This window comes from Kitasatospora sp. NPDC091335 (genome assembly GCF_044757205.1).
GTDB lineage: Bacteria > Actinomycetota > Actinomycetes > Streptomycetales > Streptomycetaceae > Kitasatospora.
The window spans coordinates 107,223-133,572 of sequence record NZ_JBIVUM010000021.1 but is presented as its reverse complement, the minus strand read 5'-3'; the positions used below and the strand labels follow the sequence as shown (position 1 = coordinate 133,572).

The following is a 26,350-nucleotide window of genomic DNA, read 5'->3' as shown; positions in this document are numbered from 1 at the left end:
TTTCGGCAGCCTGAATAGCTATCGGATTCCGCAGCCCATGTATTTCAACTGCCTTTCCGGATATGGCAGTCGAATGCTAGCGTTCTTTTCCTCCATTCCAGCGGCTACTGTGAGGTGCCCGTCATGACTCAGGCCACGCCTCGCCAGAAGAATCCCCTGACCCCGCGCTTTCAGGTGGCTTTGCGACCTGCGGAGTTGCCCGACCATGACTTCGAGGACGACGCCACCATCAAAGGCAGGCAATACAGCGGGCTGAGCCTCGTCGGCCGCTCGGGCGAAGCGGTCGAAGTCGAGCAATGCGCCTTCGAGAACGTCAGGTTCACCGGAACGCACCTGGTCCGGTCGGTGCTCGCTCACATCGCCTTCACGACCTGCGACTTTGCGACGGTACGGACACAGGACGTGTCCATCCTCCGAAGCACGGTGACCGGGTGCCGGCTCACCGGGTCGTCCTGGAGCAACGGCAGCTTCCGTGACGTCCTCTTCGAGGGCACTCGGACAGACAGCACGCTGTTCCGCTACGCGAAGTTCAAAATGGTGATCTTCAGGGAGTGCAATCTCTCCCAGGCTGATTTTCAGTTTGCCGAACTCCGCGATGTTCGATTCGAGAAGTGCGACCTCACCGGAGCCCAGTTCGCCAACGTCGCCGTTCAGCCCGGTGTCAGCTTCGACAACTGCACGCTGGTTGACGTCGGAGGCGCCTCGCACCTCAAGGGCGCCACTGTGCGAGGCCCAGGATCCATGGAGCTGGCCCTGAGCCTCGCCAGGGAGGCCGGCATCCTGTTCGAGCCCTAAGCGGCGACAGGCAGCTCGTAGTGCGCGAACTCCTGGCCCGAGATCGACCGGACGACAAGGTCGAAGTCGATCGTCTCGGCGAAGGCCGCGAGTTCGCGCACCATCCCCTGGCCGTACGGCGTGAACAGGTCCAGCTTGTCCAGCAGGCCGTCCGCGCACTCGCGGATCGAGTGGCGGAACTTGTCCACCAACTCCGTCTCGCCCCTCAGGTGCTGCATGAGCATGAGGGGCGGGGCTACCACCGCGCTGTGGAAGGCCTTGTCCAGCGGGCGCATCTGCCCGAACTTCACCGCGGAGACGACCCGGTGCTCGTCGGCCTTCAGCTCCATGGCAGGACGCGTGTAGAGGCGGTACACCATGTCCGCCAGGAAGACGTTCAGGTGCACAGCCTCGTGCACCAGGGACTCGGCGTAGTCGTGGGGCCGCCACTCGTCGCCCGGGCTCATGCTCACCAGGCCCGGGAGCGTCGAACCGGTGCCACCGCCCTTGTTGGTCGAGCTGAACATCACGACGTCGGTGACCACCAGGTCCACGAGCGCGCCCACGTCGGGCACGAGGTCCCTGGTGCGCCGGAGCGCCACGGAGAAGTCGCGCTTCCACCGCTCCCTCAGGTCGGGCGGGGTGTTCTCCAGCCCCTCGAAGATGTTCTCGAAGGTCCTGTTCTCGATCAGGTAGCTGCCCCACTCGCTGTCCTCGAAGGACAGCGTGATGCCCGCGCCCTCGACCGGCAGCGGACGGAGGGCGGAAACGACCCTCCGGTACGCGGCCGGGAGGTCCACGGTGGTCGGCGGAGGCTGCTCGTCGACCGCGCTCACGAGTCGGCCGATCGTCTCACGGGCGTGGTGGATGTTGAGGAATCGCATGGACGCTCGCTCCTTCGCTGGAATGCTTGGGAACCGCGTGTCCGGCCCCAATTGCGGTGGGGCCGGACACGCGACTACTTCAGGCGCTCAGGGCGGCCGTCAGTTGGTCCAGCCGCCCATCATCGAGGTGTTGTCCTCGCCCAGGAACGCCCGGACGTTGCCCCGGACGGTGTTCACGGCGCTCTCGTCGAGCGCCACGACCTCGGCCGCCTCGGTGCTCTCGGCGTCGCTGATGATCACGGACATTGCGATCTCCCTTCGCTGGATGGATGGATCCACCTCCCCGGACGGGGAGGAATTTGTGGGGCTCGGTGACCCGCATCGGCCACGTAAACCGGTGCCACCCGCCAGAGGGGTGCGCTAGTGCGGATCAGCCGGACCGTCGACGACTCTTTGGCTCGCAGCACTGGCGCTACTTGAGGACGTCCAGGCCATCATGAAACCTGCCTGATTGTCGATCAGTTGACTTCTCTGACGACACTTCAAAGCTACGGACTCGCTGGGATCGGCGCTATCAACTTCTACGAAATTGCACGCATTCACCCGAGGGCGGTCAAGGCCTCATTGATCCGTGCGCGCGCCGCGTCGCCATACACGGCCGCCTGCGAAAGCTCCCCGAACGCCCGCGTGTAGTCGCTGATCTCTCGGGGCTGGGTGACCTGGATTTCGGCAGTCAGCGTCTCCACGACGGTGCGCCGATCGTCGTACTGGTAGAACGCCTCCAGTGGCCACATGGCCCGCTCCACGCCGAACGGGATGACCCCGAGGGACAGCGATGCGAGCGGCAGGACGGTGAGCAGGTGGCAGAGCTGGCCGGCCATGACCTCGGCATCACCGATCCGGTTCCGCAGCACCGTTTCCTCCATGACGACCACGAAGCGGTGATTGCCCTCGTACAGGAAGCGGGAACGCGCGACCCGGGCAACGACGGCCTCGGGGACATCGTTCGGGGTGCCTTGGAAGCGGGTGATCGAAGTCAGGAGCGCTGTCGCGTAGGCCGGGGTCTGGAGGAATCCAGGCACCACGTTGGAGACGTACACGCGGCAGAGTTGGGCCTGCTGGTGGAGCGCGTAGAAGTCCTCCTGGGCCCTGCGCAGGCCGGTGCGATGGAGCCTGCGCCACTCCACGTACATCGACTCGACGGCACGGGACGCCGCGATCAGGTCAGGGGCCTGGCTCTCGGCGCCGCAGGCCGCGCACCACGCCCGGATGTCATCGCCCGAGGGTGGCGTGGTCCCGTTGAGAATCCGTGAGGTCTTGGACGCGTGCCAGCCGCACCGGGCGGCCACGTCCTGCCCTTTCAGGCCCGCGTCCAGCATCAGCTCCCGAAGGCGGGCAGCAACCGCTTCACGTGCGGCTTGGGCCTTGGGTGATGGGAGGGCGGGCATAGGCTGGCTGTCCGGTGCGGCTGGCGGTCAGACGGAGTACTGCTCGTGCGGGGTGGCCCGATCCCAGACGGCTTCGAAGGCGGTTGAGACCATCTTCACCGTGGCCGGGTCGTCGTCGAACGCGTGCCCGGCCCAGTCCCCGTCGCCGGTGAACCAATGGAACATGACCAGCCGATCATCGATCAGCCACAGGTCGTTGCCGGGCAGGGCAATGTCCGAGGCCAGTCGCCGGGGAAGCCAGCGAACCTGTTCGCCGGCTCCCACGTTGAGCGGCGTGACCGCGTGCTCCCACCGGATGTAGTCGGTGACCGGCTCGGAGACGATCCGGACGCGGCGCATCACCACGCCCCGGGCCACGGTTTCCCGCACGATCCCCAACCAATCCGCCCAGTAGGGACCGTTCGGGTTCAGGTCCGCCTGTCCCGTGCGCTTGAAGTCGGCGATGATGTCGGATTCGTCGCCGACCGCGTACAGGTCACGCATCTCCAGGTGGACAGCGCTCCGCTGTGCCTGCCCCAGCAGCGCCGCGAAGTCAGGAACCGGCCGCTCGTTCTGCGTCATCACACGCCTTCCTCAGGATCGGCACCATGCGGAACGGAAGACGGACCGGGGACTCGCCCTTGGGCACACCAGTCGCGTGCTCCGGCGCCCATTCCGTCTCGCTGATCTCGGCGAGCCTATCGGCCTCGACGTCCCAGCCCTGAATCACGATCTCCTGCTTCTCCTCATCGACCCACACAGTGGGCGAGCCCCCGCCGCCCGTGTTGGGGTCAATGCCTACAAACCGTAGTGCCATGACGTCCTCCCGCGGCAAGCCACTTCTTCTACGTGCTTGCACAACCGTCCTGCTGTTCTGACACTACGTCAAGAGTGCCTGCCGGCAGGATCGAGCAGACACAATTCCAAGATCCCGCGAGGCCCTCGCCCTGGGTGGGCGAGGGTCTTCGCGTGTTTCAGTGCCGCTCGTCGTACCCCTGGGGAGGGGCCATCCGGAGGGTCGCGACGGCGCCGAGGGCCACGGTGGCGATCGCGAGGACGAGGAGCGCGAGGAGGACCGCGCCGATGAGGAGCTTCACCGGTGCCACTCCTCGTCGTCGTCCAGGTCGCGGAGCAGGTGGAGGAGGTTGAGCAGGGTGCTCACCGGCGCATTCCCGAAGTCGATCAGGATGCGGCCGTCGAGGGTCGTTTCGCCGGGCGAGGCGGATCCCCAGAGGAGCCCGTGCGGCAGGCCGCGCCGGTGCAACTCGCCCAGGAGGTCCATGAGGTGGGGCTTGGTGTAGTCGCGCATCCGGGGGTCCTCCGGAAGGATGGGGTCGCGGGTCACGCGAGGGAGTCCAGCTCGTACCAGATGGATTTGCCGCGCTTCTGCGGGTCGACGCCCCAGCGGTGGGTGAGCCCGGCGACGAGCTGGAGGCCCCGGCCGGACTCGGCGGAATCGGCGGGGGTTCGCTGCCGGGGAAGGGCGTCGCTCTCGTCGGAGACGGTGACCCGGAGGGTGCGGCCGAGGACGGAGAACCAGACGACGGGCGCGGGGGTGTCGCCGTGCCGCCAGGCGTTGACGACGAGCTCCATCAGGGCGAGTTCGGCGTTGAAGATGCTGTCGCCGTCCCAGCCGCCGCTGCGGGTCATGGCGTCCCGCAGGGCCTGGCGGGAGAGGGTGAGCGAGGGGGTGTTACGGGTGCACACGGGAACCTCCGTGAGGCTGTGGTGTGAGGAGGGGTGATGACGGTCGTCACCGTGAGCCAGGCCGGGGCGGCGGTTGCTCTTCGGTACGCGGGCAGCAGGCGCCTACTGCCGTTGATGCGGGTATTACTGACGATCCGTCGGATCGAGCTAGGACGACCGTAGCGCATCCGCTCTTTAATTAAAGCCAAACGGGAGAAGGTTCCCCCGCACGGGGGACGCGCTCCGCTGAACCCAGATGGATCCGCTGGCGACCAGCGCGGCACACTGGCCTCTGTGCACCATCAGAGAGGATGCCATGGCCCTTCGGATCCCCACCCTTCGTCAGCGCCGCCTCGGCGCCGAACTACGAAGGATGAGAGAGCAAGCCGGCTTCGGCGGCAGCCACCTCGCCCGTCTGCTCGGGGTGACTCCCGCCCTGGTGAGTCAGATGGAGATTGGGAAATCGGCCGTCACCGTGGCACGTCTGCACGAGATCGCAGAAGCCTGCATGTGCGCCAACGCACCCTTGGTCGAAGCGCTCGCCGACATGGCAAGAGAGCGAGACTCGGCCTGGTGGGACGAGTATCGAGCGACACTCGCAGCCGCCCCGATCGATGTGGCAGAGATCGAAGGCCGCGCGAAGAGGCTCAAGAGCTTCACCATTGGCATCATCCCGGGACTGCTTCAGACCAACTCGTATGCGACTGCGGTGTTCGCGAGCGGTTTCACCCCTCTCCCGGATCGCGAGGTCGGTCGCAGGGTGAACTTCCGTCTACGGAGACAGCAGATCATCCGGTCCGGCGAAACGCCTTACATGGCGCTCATCCACGAGGCGGCGTTGCGCATCCAGTACGGCGGGCCTGCGATACTCAGGGAACAGCTCGATTCACTCGTCGGTGACTCCGATCTTCCCGGCGTCTCACTGCGGATCGTGCCCTTTGCTACGGCCGACTTCCCTGGCCCCAGCGAGAATCTGATCTATGCGGAGGGACCAGTACCCGAGCTGGACACGGTCCAGTCCGACTCGTCTCACGGCTCCCACATCTTCGACTCGCCCGCCCAGCTGGCGGGCTACCGCGCAATCTTGGAGCGCCTCGAAGCTGTCGCGCTCCCGGAACGCGAGTCGCGAGATCTTATTCGCTCGATCGCGAAGGAAATGAACGACAAGCATGAATAGCACCGAGTGGCAGAAGTCCAGCTTCAGTGAAGCAGCCAACAACTGCGTCGAACTGCGCGCACTTGACGGACTGGTCGAACTCCGGGAGTCCGACGACGGCGAGGTCGTCGTCCGCACCACGCCCATCAAGTTCGCCAAGTTCCTCCAGGGCGCCAAGGCCGGCGAGTTCGACCACCTCACCACCACCCCCTGAGCGAATCGTTCCGGCGGCCTCTTGCTCCCCGCAAGAGGCCGCCGGCAGGGAGAATGCGGCCAAGTCGGCAGAGCTGGATTCCACCTGCGGCCAGAGGATGCACTCTTGACCGTTGCCGCCGGACGCCGCTGATCGATTTCGCCACCAGCATCCACCTCGCAAGGGCCGTCATCCCTATGCGACGCCTGTGCGCGCCGCGAGCTCCCGCACGCCGGGCACCGTGACCGGCGCGTACAGCAGGTCCGCTGTGAGCGCCCGCAGAGCAGGCCGGCGCACCTCCTCCGGGGCAACCTGCTCGGTGAACCGCAGCAACGTGAACGTCTTGCGATGGGCGCCGAGGCGGTGCCACATGCGCGCACAGTCCGTGCCATACCGAGCCCGACGCTCAGCGGTCGGCAGCCGGCCTGGCGCGATCCGCGCCGCATACGGCACGCCCTCGTCGGGGGTGCCCAGTGCCGTGTGTACACCGATCCAGTACAGGTCCACCTGCGCACTGGTGGCGTCGACCGTGAACAGCGGGGAGCCAGGCAGGAACCTGGCGCTGGTCAGACGGTCGACGGCGTCCTCGGCACCTGCCATGAGGTCGAGGGCGGCACCTCGGCGCTGTCCGCATGCAGCCGTGTAGGCGGCCGTCATCAGCAGGGTCGCCGCCACGGCCCCGGACACGTCGCCTTGGCCCCGCGAGAGCGAGTCTGCGGTGCGACGCAGGAGATCGACAGCGGCGGCCGGGCGTCCGGAACGCCGCATCGTGATCGCCAGAACCCGAGCCGCCTCTCCGTGCACCACCGGGTCCCCGCTGGCCTGGGCCGCCGCCAAAGCCCGGTCCGCTGCCGGCCACGCGACATCGGAGTGAGCCTTCAGCGCGAGCTCCGTCGCCAGCACCCAGGCGCGGGCCACACAAGCATGGGCCTCCTCACGGGACCGGCCGGACAAGGCCTCACGGGTCGCGTGCGCCGAGCCCAGCAAACCGGGCAGGAAGTCGCCGAGGTTCTGGTAGCGCGCCGCCGTGAAATGTGCGCGCGCCGAGATCAGCGACGCCTTGAGCTGCTGCAACGACATGGGTGCGGACGGTTCGGATTCGTACAGGGCCCCAACGATCCGGGCCGACGCGTCCGGGCGCGCGGCAGCAGCCGAGGCGGATGGAAGCGCGGACACTCCAGCTGCCGCCATGCCGGCCACGAGCAGCTGCCTGCGGAGCATGGCGTCCTCCTGATCCGGGGTCACATCCCACGCCAGCGTAGCCGGTCGGCCCAGCCCAATGGCGTCAAGAGGCAGGTCCAACGCCTGGGCAATCCGCAGAAGCGCCTGCTCGGCCGGCCGGAGCGCGCCCGCCTCGACCCGGCTGATCGCGGATGCGGAGTAGCCGCACGCCCGGCCCAGCTGGGTCTGTGTCATCCGCCGCGCACACCGAGCGGCCCTGATGACCGCCCCAAGCTGACGTTGCCGTGACATGGCATTGCCCTTCGACTGCGCGGAGTGTCCACCGTATCGACAGGCCAGCGCCGCCAGGCAGGGCGTGCACGAGGTGTGCGGGGCACGCACACCTCGTGCGGGAGCCCCCGCCGGCATCCGTGTCCGGACCCGCAGCCGGGTTTCCTGGGTGGTGCCCGGCCGGCGCACTTCTGCCACTCCATCCTGAGGGAGACGTCATGAGCAGCGCCCTGCTCGACAAGCCCGTCACCGAGACTGAGCCCACCACTGCCCCGACGCCCAGTACGCTGCTGGAGCGGGCCGACGAGCCGAGTGCCCGCGCCTGCCCGGTCTGCGGATCGAGCGCCACCTACCAGACCATGGACGGCCGATGGGGCTGCACCGCGTGCGGCTCCACCTGGGCCTGACCCCGGGGAGGATCCGATGGCGGACTGCACGCAGTGCTCTGCTCCCGCAGTGATCGAGGATCTCGACGTACACCCGCCACAGCCCTGGTGCCTCGGATGCGCGACCACCCTCGTACGAGCCGGCGATCCGGTCATCAACTACCGCTCGCTCAACGGTGAGTGCGACTACGAACGTGTCTTGGCCGGTGGCAGCACCCAGGTCCTGCGCTTCGGCTGACAGGCCCAGGCACAGGCACAGGCACACCGAAGTGGCTCGCTCCCTGTGCGCAGGGAGCGAGCCACTCTCGATGTCCGCCCCCCCGAATCACCAGCGCCTGAGCGCGTCGCCCCGTCGAGCACCGCTCGACGGGGCGACGCGAACCACCCGGCGGCTCAGACCTCCCGAACCCCCGCCCGCCAGATGGCCGCCGTCAGCGGCACGCCCGGCCGGTAGGCCAGGTGAACGTGCGAGGGCGCGTCCAGCAGCAGCAGGTCCGCCCGCGCGCCGACCGCGACCGTCCCCACGTCGCTGCGCCGCAGCGCCTGGGCGCCGCCCGCCGTCGCGGCCCAGACCGCCTCGTCCGGGGTCATCCCCATCTCGCGCACCGCGACCGCGATGCAGAACGCCATCGAACTCGTGAAGCTGGAGCCCGGGTTGCAGTCCGTCGACAGCGCGACCACCGCTCCCGCGTCCAGCAGCCGGCGCCCGCTCGGGTACGCGGCCCTGGTGGAGAACTCCGCCCCCGGCAGCAGCGTCGCGACCGTCGCCGAACCCGCCAGCGCCGCCACGTCCTCGTCCGTCAGGTGGGTGCAGTGGTCCGCCGAGGCGGCCCCCAGCTCGACCGCGAGCTGCACGCCGGGCCCGTACGTGAGCTGGTTGGCGTGCACCCGGGGGGTGAGGCCGCGCTCGATGCCGGCGTTCAGCACCGCCCGCGCCTGGTCCCCGTCGAACGCTCCCTTCTCGCAGAACACGTCCACCCAACGGGCGTGCGGCGCGCAGGCGTCCAGCATCTCGCCGGTGACCAGGTCCACGTAACCGGCCGGGTCCTCGGCGTACTCGGGGGCGACCACGTGGGCGCCCAGGTAGGTGGTCTCCGGGGTGTGCTCGGCGGCGATCCGCAGGGCGCGCGCCTCGTCCTCCACCGTCAGCCCGTAGCCGGACTTGCACTCGATGGTGGTGGTCCCCTGCCGCAGCGCCTCCCGGACGAACCGGGCCAGGTTGGCGTCCAGTTCGGCGTCGCTCGCCGCCCGGGTGGCCGCCACCGTGGTCCTGATGCCGCCCGCCGTGTACGCCTGCCCGGACATCCGGGCGTTGAACTCGGCGGTGCGGTCGCCCGCGAACACCAGGTGGGCGTGCGAGTCGACGAAGCCAGGCAGCAGGGCCCGGCCCCCGGCGTCGAAGCGCTCGTCCGCCGCCGGGGCCTGGGCGGCCGGGCCGACCCAGGCGACGGTGTCGCCGTCGATCACCACGGCCGCGTCGGTCAGCAGGCCGAGCGGCCCGGAGCCCTGTCCGAAGTCGTTGGTGACCAGGCTGCCGATGCCCGTGATCAAGGTGGTCCTGGAGCTCAAGACAAGGCCTTCCGAAGGGGTTTCAGGGAACAGGTCAGCAGTCCAGCGCGCCGATCGCGGAGCGCAGCGCGCCCGGCACGTCGGCCACCAGCAGGTGCACGCCGTCGCGGACCACGTGCCGGCCGCCGACCACCAGGTGCCGCACGTCCGCCGCCGAAGCCGCGAAGACCGCGATCTCGGCACCCAGCCGGGGCGGCGGGCCCGCCGTGCGGACGGAGTCCAGCGCGATCACCGTGAAGTCGGCGAGCGCCCCGGCCTCGATCCGGCCGGCCTCCGGCCAGCCCAGCGAGGCGTGACCGTCCTCGGTACCGGCCCGCAGCAGCGCGTTCGCCGTCCAGTGGCCGCGCGTCCGCGTCCGCAGCCGCTCGTCCAGCTCCAGCGCGCGGGCCTCCTCGAACGGGTCGATCACCGCGTGGCTGTCGCTGCCCAGGGTGATCGGGGAGCCCGCCGAGGCGAGCCGGCGGGCCGGGCCGATGCCGTCCGCGAGGTCCCGTTCGGTGGTGGGGCACATGCAGACCGTGGTGGAGGAGTCGGTGAGGAGCGTGACGTCCTCGTCGGTCAGGTGGGTGGCGTGCACGGCCGAGGTGCGCGGGCCGAGCACGCCGTGGTCGGCGAGCAGCCGGGTCGGGGTGACGCCGTGCGCGGCGAGGCAGGCGTCGTTCTCGGCGGCCTGCTCGGACAGGTGGACGTGCAGCGGCGCCCTGCGCGCCGCCGCCCACTGCGCGACGGTGGACAGCTGCTCGGCCGGGACGGCCCGGACCGAGTGGACGGCCGCGCCGATCCGGGCGTGCTCGCGCGGCTTGAGCGCGTCCGCCCGGGCGGCCCAGGCCTCGGCGTCGCCGTCGCTGAACCGCAGCTGCGGGTGGGTCGGCTCGGCGCCGAACCCGGAGGACAGGTAGCAGGTGTCCAGCAGGGTGATCCGGATGCCGGCCCGGGCGGCGGCCTCGATCAGCGCCTCGCCCATCGCGTTCGGGTCGGCGTAGCGGGCGCCGCCGGGCGCGTGGTGCAGGTAGTGGAACTCGCCGACGGCGGTGATGCCGGCCAGCGCCATCTCGGCGTAGACGGCGGTGGCGAGCTCCAGGTAGCTGTCCGGGTCCAGCGCGCCGGCGAACCGGTACATGGTGTCCCGCCAGGTCCAGAAGGTGCCGGAGCCGACCTGGACGTACCCGCGCAGCGCCCGGTGGAAGGCGTGCGAGTGGGCGTTCGCCTGGCCGGGCAGCAGCAGCCCGTCGAGCCGGACGGCGCCGGGCGGGCAGGGGCCGCTGTCCGGGGTGACGGCGGCGATCGTGCCGCCGGGGCCGGTGGTGATCAGCACCTCGCGCTCGACCGCCGGGCCGTTCACGCCCGGCAGCCAGGCGTGCTGCGCCCAGTACGTCGTCGGGGTCAGTGGCACGCCAGGTCCTCCAGTACGTCGGCGAGGGCGGCGACCCCGGCCAGGCAGTCGTCCTGCTCGGCGTGCTCGGCCGGGGAGTGCGAGACGCCGGTGGGGTTGCGCACGAACAGCATGGCGGTCGGGATCTCGGAGGCCAGGATCCCGGCGTCGTGTCCCGCGCCGGTGGGCAGCACCGGGGCGTCCAGCAGCTTGGCCAGCCGGTCGCGCAGCGGCCCGTCGAAGTCCACCACCGGGGTGTAGGACTCGCGGGTCAGCTCGACCCGGACGCCGTCGCGGTCGCCGCGTTCGGCGGCGGCCTGCTCGATCTCGGCGACCAGCGCCGTGAGGGTGCGCTCGTCGGCCGCCCTGGAGTCCAGCCAGCCGCGCACCAGCGAGGCGATCGCGTTGGTGCCGTTGGGCTCGACCGCGACCTTGCCGAAGGTGGCCAGCGCGCCCGCCTGCCTCGCCTTCTTGCGGGCGGCGAGGACGGTGTTGGCGTACGTCAGCATCGGGTCGCGGCGGTCCTCGATCCGGGTGGTGCCGGCGTGGTTGGCCTCTCCGTGGAAGTCGAACCGCCAGCGGCCGTGCGGCCAGATCGCGCCGGCCACGCCGACCGGCTGCCCCTCGGCGAGGCAGCGGCCCTGTTCGACGTGGAGCTCGACGAAGGCGCCGATCCGGGCCAGCCGGTCCTCGTCCGCGCCGATCGCGGTGGGGTCGTAGCCGGCCTTCTCCATCGCGTCGGGCAGCCGGACGCCGTCGGCGTCGCGCAGCCCGTACGCCTGCTCCGGCGACAGCACCCCGGCGGTCAGCCGGGAGCCGATGCAGGCCACGCCGAACCGGGCGCCCTCCTCGTCGCCGAAGTTGACGATCGCCAGGGGCTTGCCGAACTCGGCGCCGCGGGCGCGCAGTTCGTCCAGGGCGGCGAAGGCGGAGACCACGCCGAGCGGGCCGTCGAAGGCGCCGCCGTCCGGGACGGAGTCCAGGTGCGAGCCGGTGACCACCGCCCCCGGCGCGTTCCGGTCGCCCAGCCAGGCCCACTGGTTGCCGTTGCGGTCCAGCTCGTACGTCAGGCCGCGGTCGCGGGCCTGCTGCTCGAACCAGGCGCGGCACTCGGCGTCGGCGGAGTTCCAGGCGAAGCGGCGGTAGCCGCCGGAGGAGGCGGCGCGGCCCACCGGGAGCAGCTCCGCCCACATCTCCTCGAAGGACGCCGTCACAGCTCACCCATCGGGACGCGGACGCCGCGCTCGTCCGCGACCTCGACGGCCCGGTCGTACCCGGCGTCCACGTGCCGGATGACGCCCATGCCGGGGTCGTTGGTGAGCACCCGGCGGATCTTCTCCCCGGCCAGCTCGGTGCCGTCGGCGACGGTGACCTGGCCGGCGTGGATCGAGCGGCCGATGCCGACGCCGCCGCCGTGGTGGATGGAGACCCAGGAGGCGCCGGAGGCGACGTTGACCATGGCGTTGAGCAGCGGCCAGTCGGCGATCGCGTCCGAGCCGTCCAGCATCGCCTCGGTCTCCCGGTACGGGGAGGCGACCGAGCCGCAGTCCAGGTGGTCGCGGCCGATCACGATCGGGGCGGACAGCTCGCCGGAGGCGACCATGTCGTTGAAGCGCTCGCCGGCCTTGTCGCGCTCGCCGTAGCCGAGCCAGCAGATCCGCGCCGGCAGGCCCTGGAAGTGCACCTTCTCCTGGGCCAGCTTGATCCAGCGGGCCAGCGACTCGTTCTCGGGGAAGAGGTCGAGGACGGCCTTGTCGGTCTTGTGGATGTCCCGCGGGTCGCCGGACAGCGCCGCCCAGCGGAACGGGCCCTTGCCCTCGCAGAACAGCGGGCGGATGTACGCCGGGACGAAGCCGGGGAAGGCGAAGGCGCGGTCGTAGCCGGCCAGCTGGGCCTCGCCGCGGATCGAGTTGCCGTAGTCGAAGACCTCGGCGCCGCGGTCCATGAAGCCGACCATCGCCTCGACGTGCGCGGCCATCGACTCGCGGGCCCGCCGGGTGAACTCGGCGGGCTCGGCGGCCGCGTAGTCCGCCATGTCCTCGAAGGCCACGCCGACCGGGAGGTAGCTGAGCGGGTCGTGGGCGCTGGTCTGGTCGGTGACGATGTCGATCGGCGCGTCCATCGCGAGCAGCTGCGGGACCAGCTCGGCGGCGTTGCCCAGCACGCCGATGGAGAGCGGCTGCCGCTTGTCGCGGGCCGCGGTGGCGAGCTCCATGGCGTGGCCGAGGTCCTTGGCCTCGACGTCCAGGTAGCGGTGCTCGATCCGGCGGGAGATCCGGGACGGGTCGCAGTCGATGCAGATCGCCACGCCGCCGTTCATGGTGACGGCCAGCGGCTGGGCGCCGCCCATCCCGCCGAGGCCGGCGGTGAGGGTGATGGTGCCCTCCAGCGTGCCGCCGTACCGCTTGCCGGCGACGGCGGCGAAGGTCTCGTAGGTGCCCTGGAGGATGCCCTGGGTGCCGATGTAGATCCACGAGCCGGCGGTCATCTGCCCGTACATGGTGAGCCCGAGGTTCTCCAGCCGGCGGAACTCCTCCCAGTTGGCCCAGTCGCCGACCAGGTTGGAGTTGGCGATCAGCACCCGCGGCGCCCACTCGTGGGTCTGCATCACGCCGACCGGGCGGCCGGACTGGACCAGCATGGTCTCGTCCTGCTTCAGCCCCTGGAGGGTCCTCACCATGGCGTCGAAGGAGCGCCAGTCCCGCGCGGCCTTGCCCGTGCCGCCGTACACCACCAGCTTCGACGGGTGCTCGGCCACCTCCGGATCGAGGTTGTTCATCAGCATCCGCAGCGCGGCCTCCTGCTGCCACCCCTGCGTCGTGAGCCCCGTCCCCCGCGCCGCGCGCACCTCACGCGGCCCGCTCGCCTGCTGCTGCACCATGTCCCGGCCTCCCTGCGGATGAATTCATTCAAGATTTGTTCGGCTGAATATAACTAAACAGAGAGGTTTCGACCAGACCCCGGACCAATCCGATCAGCCACCGCACCGGCCGACTCGGCGCGCTAGCCTGAACCCGGCGAACACCAGCCACTCGGCCCAGCACCAGGGAGCGGAGGACACGATGACGGCCATCACCGTGCGGCCCGGCAGACTCCGGGATGTGGCGGAGGAGATCGAGCGGAGCACGGGACTTCGCGCCCAGATCATCGGAGGAACCCTGGTGATGTCCCCGACACCCCGCGGCAAGCACGCGGGGACCGTGCGACGGCTGCGCATCCAGCTGGACCCCCGCCTGCCGGCCGACCTGGGCACCTACGAAGTGTCGTCCATCTACATGCCGGGCAACGACGAGGACTACGCCACACCCGACCTGATCGTCCTCCCCGTCGACTGGGAGAACGACGACCGATGGCTCGCCGATCCCCACGAGGCAGCCCTCGTCGTCGAGGTGATCTCCAATTCGGAGGGAGTGAAGGCCGTCGCCACCAAGACGGACTGGTACGCGAGCGCCGGCGCCGTGGCCCTGCTCGCGCTCGACCCGCGCAACGGCACCTGGACGTTCTACACCCACCCTCGCAAGGGGGCGTACCAGGGCATCCTGCACGGCAAGTACGGCGAGCCCGTCCCGCTGCCCGCGCCGCTGCCCGCCGAGCTGGACACCTCCGGCCTTCCGCTGTACGCGCCCCGCAACTGAATCAGGCCGCCTCGCCGCCGTCCCAGTCGATGCCGATCTCGGCGAGCCAGCGGCGGTCCTCGGCGTCGGGGGCGGGCGGGGACGGCGGGCGGGGGATGTTCTGGACGGGGCCGAGGCCGTACTTCTCGGCGGCCGCGGCGGCCCGGGCGTCGGGCTCGATGACGCCGACGTGGACGGCGGACTCGTCCCCCGGGTCGAGGACGGTCAGTTCGGGTTCGGGCAGCCGCCGCAGGGTGACGCGGCGTCCGCAGGCGGGGCAGGACCATTCGTCGGCACCCGAGGACAGTCGGGCGACGAACTTCATCTCGTGGATCACGCGCATGGGCGGCACCCCCTGCCGTAGGGGATGCCCGGGTCTGTGGCGAGTACTCCCCCGCCCCGGGCCGGCTCTATTCCAGGAAGAGCCCGCGCGCCGCCGCCGAGTGCTCGATCGCCTCCAACCTGGCTTCCGCACCCGGGAGTTCGTCGCACATGGACTGGAGCAGCACCCGGCCGAGCATCATCGGCGCGCACGCGGTGTCGAAGACCAGCCCGGTGCCGACGGCGGCCGGCAGCATCAGGTCGGACAGCTTGGCGACCGGCGCGAAGGCGCTGTCGGCCACGGTGAGCACCGTCAGCCCGCACTCCCTGGCCACCGTCAGCGCGTCCATCAGCTCCCGCGGGTAGCGCGGCAGCGCGAAGCAGAGCAGCGCGCTGGCCCCGGCCGCCCTGGCCTGCTCCAGCCGGTCGGCGAGCATGCTGCCGCCCTCGTCCAGCAGCCGGATGTCCGGGTGCACCTTGGCGGCGAAGTAGGCGAAGCCGCGCGCCTGCGCCGAGGCGGCCCGCAGGCCGAGCACCGGCAGCGGGCTGGAGGCGGCGAGCAGCCGGGCGGCCCGGGTGATCGGCTCCGGGTCGGCGAGGAGTTCGGCGAGGTGGCGCAGGTGCGCGATCTCGGCGAGCACGGCCTGCTGGTGCTCGTTGCGCACCGCGTCGTCCGGGGTCTCCGGCGCGGCCTGCTCGCCCCCGCCGAGTTCACGCAGCTGCTTGCGCAGCGCCGGGTAGCCGTCGTATCCGAGCGCGACGGCGAAGCGGGTGACGGACGGCTGGCTGACGCCCGCGAGTTCGGCGACCTCCACGCTGGACAGGAACGGCGCCTCGGTGGCGTGCCGCACCAGCGAGTGGGCGATCCGGCGCTGGGTCGGCGTCAGCCGGTGGCCCTCGAACAGCTGGAGCAGCCGGGCGGAGGGGCCGACGCTGCCGGTCTCATCAGTGGCGGTCATCAGCGGTACCTCCGGGTGCGAGCGGTTCGGACGACGACTGTGCAGCAGCGCGCCGCGGCTGGCAAAGACGTCTCGTACGGCGGGACGCCCCGTAGGACGTCCCGAGGATCGGACGGTTCGGACTGTTCGGGCGGTTCGGGAGGCCGCTCCCGGTCGGGGAAACCCTGATTTGTCCCTGAGCCCGCCCGGATTCCTCCGCGAACGGATGGACCGGACACCCCGTCGGGCCCCACTCTGGGTCCATGGACACTCGTCAGGACGAACTGCGGCGCGACCTCGACGCCACCCTCCAGGCCCGCAAGGAGCTCGGCAAGGAGTACGAGGACGAACTCGTCGACTCCTTCATGAAGCGGCTGGACGCCCGGCTGAACGCCCGGGTCGAACGTTCGGTGGCCGAGCGGATGGACGACTACGAGTCGCCGTCCCGGCAGCGGGGCCACTCCCGCCGCCCCGGCTTCGGCAAGCGCTCCAACACCGGACTCGCGGTGACCTCGCTGGCCCTCGGCATCCCGCTGACGGCGATCGCGGGCAGCCCCGAGAACGGCGGCTTCGCCGGTCTGGTGGTCTGCTGGGCGGGCATCGTCGGGGTCAACCTCGCCGCCGCCCTGGGCGAGCTGCGCAACCGGCGGACCCGCGCCGAGCGCTCGCCGCGGAGCGACTGGGACTGAACCCCCGTCACCCCGCGGCGGCGCCATCTCAGGCCAGCGGTCCGGTGACCCGCTCGACCGCCCGCACCAGGTCGCCGGAGGCGACCAGCGCGGCGGCCGCCTCCAGGTCCGGCGACAGGAAGCGGTCACGGCCGGCGCCGCCGACCCCCGCCTCCCGGGCGACGGCCATCGCGGCCGCGGTGGCCGGGGCGGGCCCGCCCGCCCCGTCGGCCTGCTGACGGATCTCCAGCGCGCGGGCACTGGCGGTGAGTTCGACGGCCAGGATGCGGCCGAGGTTGGCCACCGCCTGGCGCAGCTTGCGCGCGGCCGACCAGCCCATCGACACGTGGTCCTCCTGCATCGCGGAGGACGGGATCGAGTCGACCGAGGCCGGGACGGCGAGCCGCTTGTTCTCGCTGACCAGTGCCGCCTGGGTGTACTGGGCGATCATCAGGCCGGAGTCCACGCCCGGGTCGTCGGCCAGGAAGGCCGGCAGGCCGTGCGAGCGGGCCTTGTCGAGCAGCCGGTCGGTGCGGCGCTCGGAGATGGAGCCGAGGTCGGCGGCGGCGATGGCGAGGAAGTCCAGCACGTACGCGACCGGGGCGCCGTGGAAGTTGCCGTTGGACTCCACCCGGCCGTCCGGCAGCACCACCGGGTTGTCCACCGAGGCGGCCAGCTCGCGCGAGGCGACCAGCCGGGCGTGCGCCAGGGTGTCCCGGCCGGCGCCGGCCACCTGCGGGGCGCAGCGGATCGAGTACGCGTCCTGGACCCGCGGCGCGTCGTCCTGGTGGTGGCCGGTGAGGCCGGAGTCCTTGAGGACGGCCAGCATGTTGGCGGCGCTCAGCGCCTGGCCCGGGTGCGGGCGGATCGGGGCGTGGAGCTCGGGGGCGAGCACCTTGTCGGTGCCGAGCAGGGCCTCCAGGCTCATCGCGGCGGTGATGTCGGCGGTGGTGAACAGCCGCTGGAGGTCGGCGATGGCCATCACCAGCATGCCGAGCATGCCGTCGGTGCCGTTGATGAGGGCGAGGCCCTCCTTCTCCAGCAGCTCGACCGGCTCGATCCCGGCCTCGGCGAGCAGCTCGGTGACGGGCCTCTCCTCGCCGTCCGGGCCGGTGGCGGTGCCCTCGCCCATCAGGACCAGCGCGCAGTGCGACAGCGGCGCGAGGTCGCCGGAGCAGCCGAGCGAGCCGAACTCCCGCACCACCGGGGTGATGCCCGCGTTGAGCAGGGCGGCCATGGTCTGCGCGACCAGCGGCCGGACGCCGGTGCGGCCGGAGGCCAGCGTCTTCATCCGCAGGAACATCAGCGCGCGGACCACCTCGCGCTCGACCGCGGGCCCCATGCCGGCGGCGTGCGAGCGCACCAGCGACCGCTGCAGCTGGGCGCGCAGCTCGGGGCTGATGTGGCGGACGGCGAGCGCGCCGAAGCCGGTCGACACGCCGTAGACGGGGCGGGGCTCGGCCGCGAGGGCGTCGATCCGCGCCCGGGAGGCCGCCATCTCGGCCTGGGCGTCGGGGCCGATCTCGACCCGGGCGTTGCCCCGGGCGACGGCCAGGACGTCGTCGGCGCTGACGTCGGCCTTGCCGACCAGGACCAGCGGAGCGTCGGGGGCCACAGCACTGTGCATATCCATATACACCATCACATCAGGTGAATGAAGATATGACAACAGGTGTCCGCCCTCCGGATTCTCCGCCCTCCGGGCCGGCAGCGCACACCGCGGCCCCCGGGCCCCGCCCCCTCGCTCACTTCACGAGCTCGGCCTCGATCAGGTCGGCCGCCCTGACGGTGCCGCCCTCGGCCCGGCCGGCCGCGGACAGCTCCCGCAGCCGCCCGGCCACCGCCGGATCGCCGACCAGCTCCAGCAGCGCGGCACGCAGCGCCTCCGCGGTGGCCTGCTCGGTGTCCAGGCGGCGGGCGACACCGAGGCCCACCAGGGCGTCCGCGTTGGCGAACTGGTCGGCGGCCTGCGGCACCCCGATCATCGGCACGGCGTGGAACAACCCCTCACTGGAGCCGCCCATGCCCGCGTGGGTGACGAAGGCGTCCGCCTGGGCGAGCACCGACAGCTGCGGCACCCACCGGTGCACCTCGACGCTCTCCGGCAGTTCACCGAGTTCGGCCGGGTCGGTGTGCTTGCCGATCTGCAGCACGGTGTGCCAGCCCGGCAGCTCGCCGAAGGCCCGGACGCAGGCCCGGTAGAAGGCGGGCTGGTGGGTGAAGGCCGACCCCAGCGAGACCAGCAGCACCCGCTCGGCCCCGGCGGGGCGCTCCCACTCCCCCTGGTGGGCCCGGTCGCCGAAGCAGGGCCCGACGAAGCTGATCCGCCGCTCGTCGACCCGGTCGGCGTTGGGCTGGAGCGCGCGCGGGATGAGCGCGATCGCCCGCTCGGGGCGGCCCTTGAAGGCGTCCACGTCGCGCTGCACCGCGCCGGCCTCGGCCAGCCAGTCGGCGAACCGGCGGTAGTGCCCGGCCCCGCCGGGCGCCTTGCGGATCGCCTCGAAGACCTCCGGCATGTCCTGCTCGAAGCCCTCCCAGCCGACGTAGGTGGGCGACAGCTGCACCACCGGCACCCCCAGCCGCTCGCCGAGCGCCCGGCCCGCGAAGCCCGCGATGTCATGGAGCACCAGGTCGGGCCGGTCGTCGGCGAAGGCCTCCAGCAGGACGGGCCACATGGAGAGCGCGTCGTCCAGGAAGACCTCCTGGATCGCCACCGGGTCCTCCATCCAGCCGTCCGGATCGTCGGCGAGCGGCAGCTTCGTCGGGTACGGGACGAAGGAGGCGCCGGTGGACTCGACCGGCTCCCGGAAGGAGGGGTCGTTGACGTAGCTGACCCGGTGGCCCCGGGCGACCAGCTCGGCGATCACGGCGAGGCTGGGGTTGACGTGGCCGTGGGCCGGGATGGAGACCATCAGGATGTGTGCGGGGCGGTTCACGGGCACCTCCGGAATAGCGAGTGAGACGAGACGGACCGTCTCGCGATGTCTTGGGAGACAATACGTCTCGTCTCGCCATTTCGCCTAGACTTTTTCCCATGGCCTCCAGAACCGCTCCCGACCCCGCCCGCCGCAGCGAGCGCGCCCGCACCGCCGTCCTCGCCGCCGCCGCCGAACTCGTCGCCGACGTCGGCTACGGCAAGCTGACCATCGAGGCGATCGCCGCCCGGGCCGGCGTCGGCAAGCAGACCATCTACCGGTGGTGGCCCTCGAAGGGCGCCGTCGTCTTCGACGCCTTCCTCGCCGGCAGCGAGTACGAGGGCAGCCTCGCGCTCCCCGACACCGGCGACCTCGCCGCCGACCTGCGGACGGTGCTGCGCCCCACCAGCGACGAACTCGCCGACCCGGCCACCGACCGCACCTACCGCATGATGATCGCCGAGATCATCACCGACCCCGCGCTGCACGCCGACTACCGCGCCCGGCTGCTGGACCCGCTGCTGGAGGTCACCCGCGACCGGCTGCGCAGCGCCCGCGAGGCCGGGCAGATCGCCCCCGACGCCGACCTCGACCTGGCCCTCGAACTCGTCTACGGCCCGCTCTACTACCGCTGGCAGTACCGGCTCGGCCCGCTCACCCACGCGCACGCCGACCGCCTGGTCGACGCCGTCCTGCGGGCCCTCAACCCGCCTGCGGCCGACGGCGGTTCCGGCGCCTGAAGCAGAGCACGGCCGGTACCGCGACCAGCACGCCGAGCAGCGGGAGCACGGCGGACCACGCGACCCACCCGGGACACCCCGGTCACCGGATCCGCGCACGGCGCGGGCGGCCGGGCCGCCGGACGGGCCGCCGGACGGAACGGCCGCCTCAGACCACCGGCGGCGAGGCCGGCCCCGCCAGGGCGACCGAGACCAGGGCGCGCATGGCGCAGGCGGCCTGGCCCAGCGGCAGGGTGGCGTCGTCGGCGAAGAGTTCCACCAGCCAGCCGCCGGCCGGGTTCTGGCCGCCGGCGGCGACCATGCCCCGGTAGCCGGAGACGACGAGCATCGCCTCCTCCGCCGGGTCGTTGCCGGCCGCGCCCGCCCGCAGGGTGAAGGCGCCGCCGCGGACGGCGCGGCGGGTCGTCGGGTAGTGGCGCAGGTCGAAGACCGCGTCGGGGGCCTCGATCTGGGCGCGCTGGGTCTCGGCCCGGCTGCTGGTGGGGCCGCTGGTCATCCGGTAGACGGCGTGCTGGGCGGTGCGCATCAGCTGGGAGCCGGGCGGGACGTACGAGACCCACCAGCCGACGGCGTCCAGCAGCCGGGCGGAGGCCTCGGCGACCACGACCAGCTTGCCGAGGGTGTCCGCCGGGTGGACGGCCCTGGCGGCGGCGGCCCGGTCGAGGGAGGCGAGCACCGCGGTGAGCAGCTGCCCCGGGTCGGCGCTGTGGGCGGCGCCGCGGAACCGCCGCCGGTCGGCCGCGCCGGCCCGGCCGGTCGGCCCGCGCCGCCCGTCCGCCCGGTGGTGCGGGTCGGCGGCGTCGGCGAGCAGCACGGTGGGGTCGGGCGAGAAGCCGGGGCCGTGGCTGCGTCCGGCGACCACGGGGTGGGCGGCCCTGGCCGCCTTGGCCCGGTACTGGGCGGCGTCGGCGAGCCGGAACAGCCGGTCGGGGGTGGTGACCGGCCCGATCGAGTCCCCGGTGGAGGCGACCCCGCAGGCCACGCCCTCGCCCTCGGACAGCGCGAGCGCCCTGGCGCACAGCTCCTCGGCGACGGAGACCACCTCGTCGGCCTTCTGCCCCTCCACCAGCAGGCAGAACTCGTCGCCGCCGAGCCGGGCGGCGAGGCTGCCGGGGAGCTTGGCGGCGGCCAGCGAGAGCTGGTGGGCGAACCGCTCCAGCAGCCGGTCGCCCATCTCGTGGCCGAGCTGGTCGTTGACCCGCTTCAGCCCGTTGACGTCGCAGACCACCAGCGAGACCACGGTGCCGTCGCGGTTGTGCGCCGCCAGCGCGCTCTCCAGCCGGGCGTCGACCGCGCGCCGGTTGGCGAGGCCGGTGAGCGGATCGGAGAAGGCGAGCCTGCGCAGGTCGGCGAGGCGCTCGGTCTGCGCCAGCCCGGCCGAGACCTGGGCGGCGAGCAGCGTCGCGTAGTCGGCGTCGGCCTCGGTGAACTCGGGCATCCCGGCCGACCTGGCCAGGTACAGCTCGCCCCAGGCCTGGCCGTGCAGCACGACCGGCGCGACCACGCAGCAGGCCCGCCCGCGCCGGCGCAGGGCCGCGGCGCGTTCCTGGCAGTACGCGCCGGCGGTCGGGTGCGCGTGCCCGGCGTGCGGCTCGCTGTTCTCGGCGCTCTGCAGCCAGGCGCGCGGCAGCCGCCCGGTGGTCCAGCGCTCCTCCAGGTACGTGACGATCTCGGGGAAGTCGGCGACCGGGTACGACTCGTCCTCGGGCAGTTCCTCCTCGCCGGGGGCGAGGTCGCCGTGGTTGACCAGGACCCGCAGCCGGCCGGACTCGCGGTCCCAGACCGAGACGGCGGCCATGGTGGCGCCGAGCGCCTCGGTGGCCCGGGTGGCGGCGGCCCGGACGGCCTCCAGCGGGGTGAGCGCGGCGGCCATGTCCTGGGCCAGCTCGACCACGGACTGGAGCCTCAGGTCGGGCAGCGGGTCGGGCTGCCGCGGGCTGCCGCAGACGCAGCCGCGGTCCGTCATGATCGCCTCACTGCTCACCGGCTCGCCTCGCTCCCTGTGCCCGGTCCTGCCAGACCTCCGTCGACCGGCCGCACCCGACCGGCCGCTTGCACCAAGACTATGGCGGTTTCATTCGGTTATGCCCCGTTTGCCCGGGCGGACCCGCCACCAGAACGTACGGGTTTCAACCGTTCGGAACCCGGAAGGCCCTGCCGGCCACGGGAAACGCCGTACCGCCCGCGAAGGAGGACGACCCGGGGAAACGCCGCACCGGAAAGCCCGTCGGCGCGCGGCTCTCCACACGCGCCTGCCCCGCGCGCCGGGCGCTATTCGGCCTTCGGCCGCCGGGTGAGCAGCCACGGCTCGACCAGCCCGAGCCCGCGCACCGGCCGCCGCCACATCGGCTGGAGGTGGAACCTGGCCCCGGCGTCCGGGCCCGGTATCGGCAGCCCGGAGGCGGGCATCCCGGCCGCGGCCGACAGCGCCTCGGCCAGCCCCGGCCCCTCGGAGTCGGCCGGGGCGACGCTGCCGTTCTGCTCCAGCGCGGCGGCGAACTCGCCGTCGATCAGCACCGCGTCCTTGGGCGCGATCGAGGTGAGCCGGCTGGCCAGGTTGACGGTGGTGCCGAAGACGTCGCCCATCCGCGAGGTGACCGTGCCGAAGGCCATGCCGACCCGCAGCGGCGGGATGGTGTCGTCCCCGGCCAGCGCCTCGATCAGGCTCAGCGCGATCTCGGCGGCGGTCGCCGGGTCCTCGGAGACGTAGAGGATCTCGTCGCCGAGCGTCTTGATCACCCGGCCGCCCTGGCCGGCGATCAGGTCCGAGCAGGTGTTCTCGAAGGTCTCGACCAGCTCGCCGAGCTCCTCCTCCTCCAGCCGCCGGGACAGCCGGGTGAAGCCGACCAGGTCGGCGAAGCCGACGGCGAGCCGCCCGCTGGTGATCTCGTTGTCCTCGGCGGCCTGCACCACCCGGCCGGTGACGGCCGCCAGCTGGCGGCGCCAGACGTACACCAGGAACTGCTCCAGCTCCGGCAGCAGCAGCTCGACCAGCGGGTACGCGACGTCGGCGCGGGTCAGCCCCGGCTCGGCGGACTGGGTGAGGTTCTCCAGGAAGGTGTCCATCTGCCAGCCGGCCAGCCGGGCCGTGGTCTGGCCGGTGGAACGGGCCACCTGGATCGCCATCGACTCGCTGAGCAGCCCGGACTCGACCAGCCCGGCCAGCCGCCGCAGCGCGATCACGTCACCGTCGGTGAGCGCCCTGGACTGGCCGATGTCGGGGAAGCCCATGGCCCGCCAGAACCGGGTGGCCAGCTCCATCGGGACGTCGGCGGCACGCGCGGCCTGGTACGGGGTGTAGCGGCGTGGCGCGTCCAGGATCAGGCGTTCCAGTTCGAGCGCGACCGTGGGGTCGTCGTCGCTCGCCGTCGCGCCGCTGCTGCCGTCCTCTGCCACCGGTCCGTCCCCGTGCGATCCGCCGCACTCGTCTCGTGTCCTACCTGTCCGGGCACGCCGTCCGCCACCCGGGCGGGCAGTGGCGCGCCTCACACCGCTGCCAGGTGGAATGTTCGCACGGAATCGCCGGATCCGGGGCATCAGCCCGGGTCAAGGGGAGGCAAGGAGAGGCGCGGACGGCCGTTTCAGCGGGGCTCGGGGCGCACGTGGACGACGTCCCCCGCGCCGACCGCCCGGCGTGCGCCGTCGGGCGTGCGGACCACCAGCCGTCCGTCGCCGTCCACCGCGACCGCCTCGCCGACCAGCTCCCGGTCGCCCGGCAGGTGCACCTTCACCTGGCGGCCGAGCGTGGTGCAGCGGTCCGCGTAGGCGCGCAGCAGATCGCTGGCGTGCGGGTCGCCGGCGGCGGCCGTCCACTCCCGGTACAGGCCGGCGAACTCCCGCAGCAGGGCGCGCAGCAGGGTGCCCCGGTCGGTGGTCGAGGCGCCGGCCAGCGCGAGCGAGGCGGCGGTGGGGACGGGCAGCTCCCGCGCGCGCAGCGAGACGTTGAGGCCCATGCCGACCACCACGGCACCGCCGGCCAGCTCGGTGAGGATGCCGCCGAGCTTGCGCTCCGCGCCGTCGATCTCGGTCTGGAGGTCGTTGGGCCACTTCAGCCCGACCTCGACCCCGGCGACCCGGTCGAGCGTGCTCGCCGCGGCCACCCCGACCAGGATCGGCAGCCAGCCGTACCGCTCGACCGGCACCTCCTCGGGGCGCAGCAGCACGGACAGGAACAGCCCGGAGCGGGCCGGGGCGGTCCACCGCCGGTCCAGCCGGCCGCGCGCGGCGCTCTGCGCCTCGGCCACCAGCACCGCGCCCTGGGCGGCGCCGACCCTGGCGCGGGCGGCGAGGTCGCTGTTGGTGGAGCCGGTCTCGGCCACGACGTCCAGGGAGGTCCACAGGCCGCCGGGGACGAGCAGGTCGTGACGCAGCGCCTCCTCGTCCAGCGGCGGACGGTCCAGGTCGGTCCAGGGCGAAGGTCCGGCGTGGCCGAAACCGCGCAGTCCGCTGCGGCGAGGGGTGTCGGGTGCGGTCATGGGGAAACCCTAGGGCCTGGAGGACGGCCCGGGGCGGCAGGACGCAGGCCGACCCATCGTCCCGCAGAACGCCCGCCGGCAAAACTGTGTCGATGACCATAACGCCAGGACATGACGCATCGCCCTCCGCGCTGGCTACGCTACCCAGCGGTAGTTCGTAGCGCCGCCCTGCCCTCAGGCGCGGGCCCGCCACCCGGCCCGCGCGCACTCGAACAGGTCGCGGCCATGGAGCAGGGAGAGCCACCGGATGACCGAGGCGCCGTACGACCCCCACACCACCGCGGGCAAGCTCGCCGACCTGCGGCGCAGGCTCGACGAGGCGGTGCACTCCGGCTCCGCGAAGGCCGTGGAGAAGCAGCACGCCAAGGGCAAGCTGACCGCCCGCGAGCGGGTCGTGGAACTGCTGGACGAGAACTCCTTCGTGGAGTTCGACGAGTTCGCCCGGCACCGCTCGACCAACTTCGGCCAGGAGCGGAACCGGCCCTACGGCGACGGCGTGGTGACCGGCTACGGCACCGTGGACGGCCGCCAGGTCGCCGTGTTCGCCCAGGACTTCACCGTCTTCGGCGGCTCACTCGGCGAGGTCTTCGGCGAGAAGATCGTCAAGGTGATGGACTTCGCGCTGAAGACCGGCTGCCCGGTCATCGGCATCAACGACTCCGGCGGCGCCCGGATCCAGGAGGGCGTGGTCTCGCTCGGCCTGTACGGCGAGATCTTCCGCCGCAACGTGCACGCCTCGGGCGTCATCCCGCAGATCTCGCTGATCATGGGCCCCTGCGCCGGCGGCGCGGTGTACTCCCCCGCGATCACCGACTTCGTGGTGATGGCCGACCGGACCTCGCACATGTTCATCACGGGCCCGGACGTGATCAAGACCGTCACCGGCGAGGACGTCGGGATGGAGGAGCTGGGCGGCGCGCGCACCCACAACGCCAAGTCGGGCAACGCGCACTACCTGGCCGCGGACGAGAAGGAGGCGATCGAGTACGTCAAGAGCCTGCTCTCGTACCTGCCCTCCAACAACCTGAGCGACCCGCCGTCCTACCCCGACCAGGCCGATCTCACGGTCACGCCGGAGGACCTCGAACTCGACACCATCGTGCCGGACTCGGCGAACCAGCCGTACGACATGCGCAAGGTGGTCGGGCACATCGTCGACGACGGCGAGTTCCTGGAGACCCAGCCGCTGTACGCGGGCAACATCATCACCGGCTTCGGCCGGGTCGAGGGCCAGTCCGTCGGCATCGTCGGCAGCCAGCCGATGGACCTGGCCGGCTGCCTGGACATCGCCGCCAGCGAGAAGGCCGCCCGCTTCATCCGCACCTGCGACTCCTTCAACGTCCCGGTACTGACCTTCGTCGACGTGCCCGGCTTCCTGCCCGGCACCGAGCAGGAGTGGGACGGCATCATCCGGCGCGGCGCCAAGCTGATCTACGCCTACGCCGAGGCCACCGTCCCGCTGATCACCGTGATCACCCGCAAGGCCTTCGGCGGCGCGTACGACGTCATGGGCTCCAAGCACCTGGGCGCCGACCTCAACCTGGCCTGGCCGACCGCGCAGATCGCCGTGATGGGCGCGCAGGGCGCGGTCAACATCCTGCACCGCCGCGAGATCGCCGAGGCCGAGGCGGCCGGCACCGCCGAGGAGAAGCGGGCCGAGCTGATCGCCTCCTACGAGGACACCCTGCTGAACCCGTACCTGGCGGCCGAACGCGGCTACGTGGACGCGGTGATCGCTCCGAGCGAGACCCGCCGGCACATCGTCCGCGGCCTGCGGGCGCTGCGCGGCAAGCGCGAGGTGCTGCCGCCGAAGAAGCACGGCAACATCCCCCTGTAGGCC

Annotated in this window: 28 protein-coding genes and 1 pseudogene; 9 read left to right on the top strand and 20 right to left on the bottom strand. The window is 71.9% G+C overall.

What is annotated here, in order from left to right; genetic code table 11:
• Positions 1 to 123: 123 nt before the first annotated feature.
• A complete protein-coding gene (locus ACIQOW_RS33780; protein WP_401091444.1) occupies positions 124 to 795 on the top strand; it encodes a pentapeptide repeat-containing protein in 672 nt (223 codons plus the stop codon).
• Here ACIQOW_RS33780 and ACIQOW_RS33775 read toward each other — a convergent pair.
• The 8 genes from ACIQOW_RS33775 to ACIQOW_RS33740 form a co-directional block, all read right to left on the bottom strand.
• Entirely contained in the window at positions 792 to 1,658 is an 867-nt protein-coding gene (locus ACIQOW_RS33775; RefSeq protein ID WP_401091442.1) for an aKG-HExxH-type peptide beta-hydroxylase, read from the bottom strand. The genes ACIQOW_RS33780 and ACIQOW_RS33775 overlap by 4 nt on opposite strands.
• 99 nt (positions 1,659 to 1,757) lie before the next feature.
• Complete coding sequence (locus tag ACIQOW_RS33770) at positions 1,758 to 1,904, bottom strand: hypothetical protein (RefSeq protein WP_401091440.1); 147 nt, start codon at positions 1,902 to 1,904, stop codon at positions 1,758 to 1,760.
• Positions 1,905 to 2,197: 293 nt separating this feature from the next.
• Entirely contained in the window at positions 2,198 to 3,046 is an 849-nt protein-coding gene (locus ACIQOW_RS33765) for a helix-turn-helix domain-containing protein (protein WP_401091438.1), read from the bottom strand.
• Positions 3,047 to 3,073: 27 nt separating this feature from the next.
• The gene (locus tag ACIQOW_RS33760; protein ID WP_401091436.1) at positions 3,074 to 3,607 is read right to left on the bottom strand and encodes a DUF6879 family protein; all 534 of its coding nucleotides are present in this window, start codon (positions 3,605 to 3,607) and stop codon (positions 3,074 to 3,076) included.
• Positions 3,579 to 3,842, bottom strand: coding sequence for a hypothetical protein (locus ACIQOW_RS33755; protein WP_401091434.1), 264 nt, complete (start codon positions 3,840 to 3,842; stop codon positions 3,579 to 3,581). Before ACIQOW_RS33755 ends, ACIQOW_RS33760 begins: the two co-directional genes overlap by 29 nt.
• Positions 3,843 to 3,999: 157 nt before the next feature.
• Positions 4,000 to 4,122, bottom strand: a complete 123-nt coding sequence (locus tag ACIQOW_RS33750; RefSeq protein WP_401091432.1) for a hypothetical protein — start codon at positions 4,120 to 4,122, stop codon at positions 4,000 to 4,002.
• Positions 4,119 to 4,370, bottom strand: coding sequence for a hypothetical protein (locus ACIQOW_RS33745; protein ID WP_401091430.1), 252 nt, complete (start codon positions 4,368 to 4,370; stop codon positions 4,119 to 4,121). Before ACIQOW_RS33745 ends, ACIQOW_RS33750 begins: the two co-directional genes overlap by 4 nt.
• The gene (locus tag ACIQOW_RS33740; protein WP_401091428.1) at positions 4,367 to 4,732 is read right to left on the bottom strand and encodes an ATP-binding protein; all 366 of its coding nucleotides are present in this window, start codon (positions 4,730 to 4,732) and stop codon (positions 4,367 to 4,369) included. Before ACIQOW_RS33740 ends, ACIQOW_RS33745 begins: the two co-directional genes overlap by 4 nt.
• 235 nt (positions 4,733 to 4,967) lie before the next feature.
• Between ACIQOW_RS33740 and ACIQOW_RS33735 the strand changes: the two genes are divergently transcribed.
• A complete protein-coding gene (locus tag ACIQOW_RS33735) occupies positions 4,968 to 5,888 on the top strand; it encodes a helix-turn-helix domain-containing protein (RefSeq protein WP_401091426.1) in 921 nt (306 codons plus the stop codon).
• Positions 5,881 to 6,081 carry a DUF397 domain-containing protein gene (locus tag ACIQOW_RS33730; RefSeq protein WP_401091424.1) on the top strand — a complete coding sequence of 67 codons (201 nt, stop codon included), beginning with the start codon at positions 5,881 to 5,883 and terminating at the stop codon, positions 6,079 to 6,081. Before ACIQOW_RS33735 ends, ACIQOW_RS33730 begins: the two co-directional genes overlap by 8 nt.
• 174 nt (positions 6,082 to 6,255) lie before the next feature.
• Here the strand turns inward: ACIQOW_RS33730 and ACIQOW_RS33725 are convergent, their stop codons facing one another.
• The gene (locus ACIQOW_RS33725; RefSeq protein WP_401091423.1) at positions 6,256 to 7,476 is read right to left on the bottom strand and encodes a helix-turn-helix domain-containing protein; all 1,221 of its coding nucleotides are present in this window, start codon (positions 7,474 to 7,476) and stop codon (positions 6,256 to 6,258) included.
• Positions 7,477 to 7,730: 254 nt separating this feature from the next.
• Here ACIQOW_RS33725 and ACIQOW_RS33720 point away from each other — a divergent pair, with 254 nt between their 5' ends.
• Complete coding sequence (locus ACIQOW_RS33720; protein WP_188295866.1) at positions 7,731 to 7,919, top strand: transposase; 189 nt, start codon at positions 7,731 to 7,733, stop codon at positions 7,917 to 7,919.
• Between the two features lie 49 nt (positions 7,920 to 7,968).
• A complete protein-coding gene (locus ACIQOW_RS33715; protein WP_363588048.1) occupies positions 7,969 to 8,136 on the top strand; it encodes a hypothetical protein in 168 nt (55 codons plus the stop codon).
• A gap of 155 nt (positions 8,137 to 8,291) precedes the next feature.
• Here ACIQOW_RS33715 and hutI read toward each other — a convergent pair whose 3' ends face one another.
• Genes hutI through hutU form a run of 4 tightly spaced genes read right to left on the bottom strand, consistent with a single transcriptional unit; the run spans position 8,292 to position 13,720 of the window.
• Positions 8,292 to 9,467, bottom strand: coding sequence for an imidazolonepropionase (hutI, locus tag ACIQOW_RS33710; RefSeq protein WP_401091421.1), 1,176 nt, complete (start codon positions 9,465 to 9,467; stop codon positions 8,292 to 8,294).
• Positions 9,468 to 9,501: 34 nt separating this feature from the next.
• Positions 9,502 to 10,854, bottom strand: coding sequence for a formimidoylglutamate deiminase (locus ACIQOW_RS33705; RefSeq protein ID WP_401091475.1), 1,353 nt, complete (start codon positions 10,852 to 10,854; stop codon positions 9,502 to 9,504).
• The gene (locus ACIQOW_RS33700) at positions 10,851 to 12,032 is read right to left on the bottom strand and encodes an allantoate amidohydrolase (protein ID WP_401091473.1); all 1,182 of its coding nucleotides are present in this window, start codon (positions 12,030 to 12,032) and stop codon (positions 10,851 to 10,853) included. The genes ACIQOW_RS33705 and ACIQOW_RS33700 overlap by 4 nt, the downstream gene beginning before the upstream one ends.
• A gap of 17 nt (positions 12,033 to 12,049) precedes the next feature.
• Positions 12,050 to 13,720, bottom strand: a complete 1,671-nt coding sequence (gene hutU / locus ACIQOW_RS33695) for a urocanate hydratase (protein WP_401091420.1) — start codon at positions 13,718 to 13,720, stop codon at positions 12,050 to 12,052.
• A 181-nt stretch (positions 13,721 to 13,901) separates the two neighbouring features.
• Here hutU and ACIQOW_RS33690 point away from each other — a divergent pair, with 181 nt between their 5' ends.
• The gene (locus ACIQOW_RS33690; RefSeq protein WP_401091418.1) at positions 13,902 to 14,474 is read left to right on the top strand and encodes a Uma2 family endonuclease; all 573 of its coding nucleotides are present in this window, start codon (positions 13,902 to 13,904) and stop codon (positions 14,472 to 14,474) included.
• A 1-nt stretch (position 14,475) separates the two neighbouring features.
• Here ACIQOW_RS33690 and ACIQOW_RS33685 read toward each other — a convergent pair whose 3' ends face one another.
• The gene (locus ACIQOW_RS33685) at positions 14,476 to 14,796 is read right to left on the bottom strand and encodes a hypothetical protein (protein WP_401091416.1); all 321 of its coding nucleotides are present in this window, start codon (positions 14,794 to 14,796) and stop codon (positions 14,476 to 14,478) included.
• Positions 14,797 to 14,863: 67 nt separating this feature from the next.
• A complete protein-coding gene (locus tag ACIQOW_RS33680; RefSeq protein ID WP_401091414.1) occupies positions 14,864 to 15,733 on the bottom strand; it encodes a MurR/RpiR family transcriptional regulator in 870 nt (289 codons plus the stop codon).
• A gap of 242 nt (positions 15,734 to 15,975) precedes the next feature.
• Between ACIQOW_RS33680 and ACIQOW_RS33675 the strand changes: the two genes are divergently transcribed.
• On the top strand, positions 15,976 to 16,401 hold the full coding sequence (locus tag ACIQOW_RS33675) for a hypothetical protein (RefSeq protein ID WP_401091412.1): 426 nt from the start codon (positions 15,976 to 15,978) through the stop codon (positions 16,399 to 16,401).
• A gap of 28 nt (positions 16,402 to 16,429) precedes the next feature.
• Here ACIQOW_RS33675 and hutH read toward each other — a convergent pair whose 3' ends face one another.
• Positions 16,430 to 18,013, bottom strand: a complete 1,584-nt coding sequence (gene hutH, locus ACIQOW_RS33670; protein ID WP_401091410.1) for a histidine ammonia-lyase — start codon at positions 18,011 to 18,013, stop codon at positions 16,430 to 16,432.
• Positions 18,014 to 18,125: 112 nt separating this feature from the next.
• Positions 18,126 to 19,316 (bottom strand): macrolide family glycosyltransferase, encoded by a 1,191-nt coding sequence (locus ACIQOW_RS33665; RefSeq protein ID WP_401091408.1) that lies wholly within the window; start codon positions 19,314 to 19,316, stop codon positions 18,126 to 18,128.
• A 98-nt stretch (positions 19,317 to 19,414) separates the two neighbouring features.
• Between ACIQOW_RS33665 and ACIQOW_RS33660 the strand changes: the two genes are divergently transcribed.
• On the top strand, positions 19,415 to 20,035 hold the full coding sequence (locus ACIQOW_RS33660; protein ID WP_401091406.1) for a TetR/AcrR family transcriptional regulator: 621 nt from the start codon (positions 19,415 to 19,417) through the stop codon (positions 20,033 to 20,035).
• A 715-nt stretch (positions 20,036 to 20,750) separates the two neighbouring features.
• Here the strand turns inward: ACIQOW_RS33660 and ACIQOW_RS33655 are convergent.
• The 3 genes and pseudogenes from ACIQOW_RS33655 to ACIQOW_RS33645 form a co-directional block, all read right to left on the bottom strand.
• Positions 20,751 to 21,908 (bottom strand): annotated as a pseudogene (locus ACIQOW_RS33655) (diguanylate cyclase domain-containing protein); the annotation flags it as partial.
• Positions 21,909 to 22,306: 398 nt separating this feature from the next.
• Positions 22,307 to 23,431 carry an adenylate/guanylate cyclase domain-containing protein gene (locus ACIQOW_RS33650; protein ID WP_317620270.1) on the bottom strand — a complete coding sequence of 375 codons (1,125 nt, stop codon included), beginning with the start codon at positions 23,429 to 23,431 and terminating at the stop codon, positions 22,307 to 22,309.
• Positions 23,432 to 23,616: 185 nt separating this feature from the next.
• Positions 23,617 to 24,510: a biotin--[acetyl-CoA-carboxylase] ligase gene (locus ACIQOW_RS33645; protein WP_401091403.1), complete on the bottom strand. Its 894-nt coding sequence runs from the start codon at positions 24,508 to 24,510 to the stop codon at positions 23,617 to 23,619.
• Between the two features lie 247 nt (positions 24,511 to 24,757).
• Here ACIQOW_RS33645 and ACIQOW_RS33640 point away from each other — a divergent pair, with 247 nt between their 5' ends.
• A complete protein-coding gene (locus ACIQOW_RS33640; RefSeq protein WP_401091401.1) occupies positions 24,758 to 26,347 on the top strand; it encodes an acyl-CoA carboxylase subunit beta in 1,590 nt (529 codons plus the stop codon).
• Positions 26,348 to 26,350 lie beyond the last annotated feature (3 nt).

Bases quoted from the DNA above. Each gene is read 5' to 3' on its own strand.
- ACIQOW_RS33780 (WP_401091444.1), top strand. From the start codon at position 124: ATGACTCAGGCCACGCCTCGCCAGAAGAATCCCCTGACCCCGCGCTTT.
- ACIQOW_RS33775 (WP_401091442.1), bottom strand. From the start codon at position 1,658: ATGCGATTCCTCAACATCCACCACGCCCGTGAGACGATCGGCCGACTC.
- ACIQOW_RS33770 (WP_401091440.1), bottom strand. From the start codon at position 1,904: ATGTCCGTGATCATCAGCGACGCCGAGAGCACCGAGGCGGCCGAGGTC.
- ACIQOW_RS33765 (WP_401091438.1), bottom strand. From the start codon at position 3,046: ATGCCCGCCCTCCCATCACCCAAGGCCCAAGCCGCACGTGAAGCGGTT.
- ACIQOW_RS33760 (WP_401091436.1), bottom strand. From the start codon at position 3,607: ATGACGCAGAACGAGCGGCCGGTTCCTGACTTCGCGGCGCTGCTGGGG.
- ACIQOW_RS33755 (WP_401091434.1), bottom strand. From the start codon at position 3,842: ATGGCACTACGGTTTGTAGGCATTGACCCCAACACGGGCGGCGGGGGC.
- ACIQOW_RS33735 (WP_401091426.1), top strand. From the start codon at position 4,968: ATGGATCCGCTGGCGACCAGCGCGGCACACTGGCCTCTGTGCACCATC.
- ACIQOW_RS33730 (WP_401091424.1), top strand. From the start codon at position 5,881: ATGAATAGCACCGAGTGGCAGAAGTCCAGCTTCAGTGAAGCAGCCAAC.
- ACIQOW_RS33725 (WP_401091423.1), bottom strand. From the start codon at position 7,476: ATGACACAGACCCAGCTGGGCCGGGCGTGCGGCTACTCCGCATCCGCG.
- ACIQOW_RS33720 (WP_188295866.1), top strand. From the start codon at position 7,731: ATGAGCAGCGCCCTGCTCGACAAGCCCGTCACCGAGACTGAGCCCACC.
- ACIQOW_RS33700 (WP_401091473.1), bottom strand. From the start codon at position 12,032: ATGTGGGCGGAGCTGCTCCCGGTGGGCCGCGCCGCCTCCTCCGGCGGC.
- hutU (WP_401091420.1), bottom strand. From the start codon at position 13,720: ATGGTGCAGCAGCAGGCGAGCGGGCCGCGTGAGGTGCGCGCGGCGCGG.
- ACIQOW_RS33690 (WP_401091418.1), top strand. From the start codon at position 13,902: ATGACGGCCATCACCGTGCGGCCCGGCAGACTCCGGGATGTGGCGGAG.
- ACIQOW_RS33685 (WP_401091416.1), bottom strand. From the start codon at position 14,796: ATGCGCGTGATCCACGAGATGAAGTTCGTCGCCCGACTGTCCTCGGGT.
- ACIQOW_RS33680 (WP_401091414.1), bottom strand. From the start codon at position 15,733: ATGACCGCCACTGATGAGACCGGCAGCGTCGGCCCCTCCGCCCGGCTG.
- ACIQOW_RS33675 (WP_401091412.1), top strand. From the start codon at position 15,976: ATGGACACTCGTCAGGACGAACTGCGGCGCGACCTCGACGCCACCCTC.
- hutH (WP_401091410.1), bottom strand. From the start codon at position 18,013: ATGGATATGCACAGTGCTGTGGCCCCCGACGCTCCGCTGGTCCTGGTC.
- ACIQOW_RS33660 (WP_401091406.1), top strand. From the start codon at position 19,415: ATGGCCTCCAGAACCGCTCCCGACCCCGCCCGCCGCAGCGAGCGCGCC.
- ACIQOW_RS33645 (WP_401091403.1), bottom strand. From the start codon at position 24,510: ATGACCGCACCCGACACCCCTCGCCGCAGCGGACTGCGCGGTTTCGGC.
- ACIQOW_RS33640 (WP_401091401.1), top strand. From the start codon at position 24,758: ATGACCGAGGCGCCGTACGACCCCCACACCACCGCGGGCAAGCTCGCC.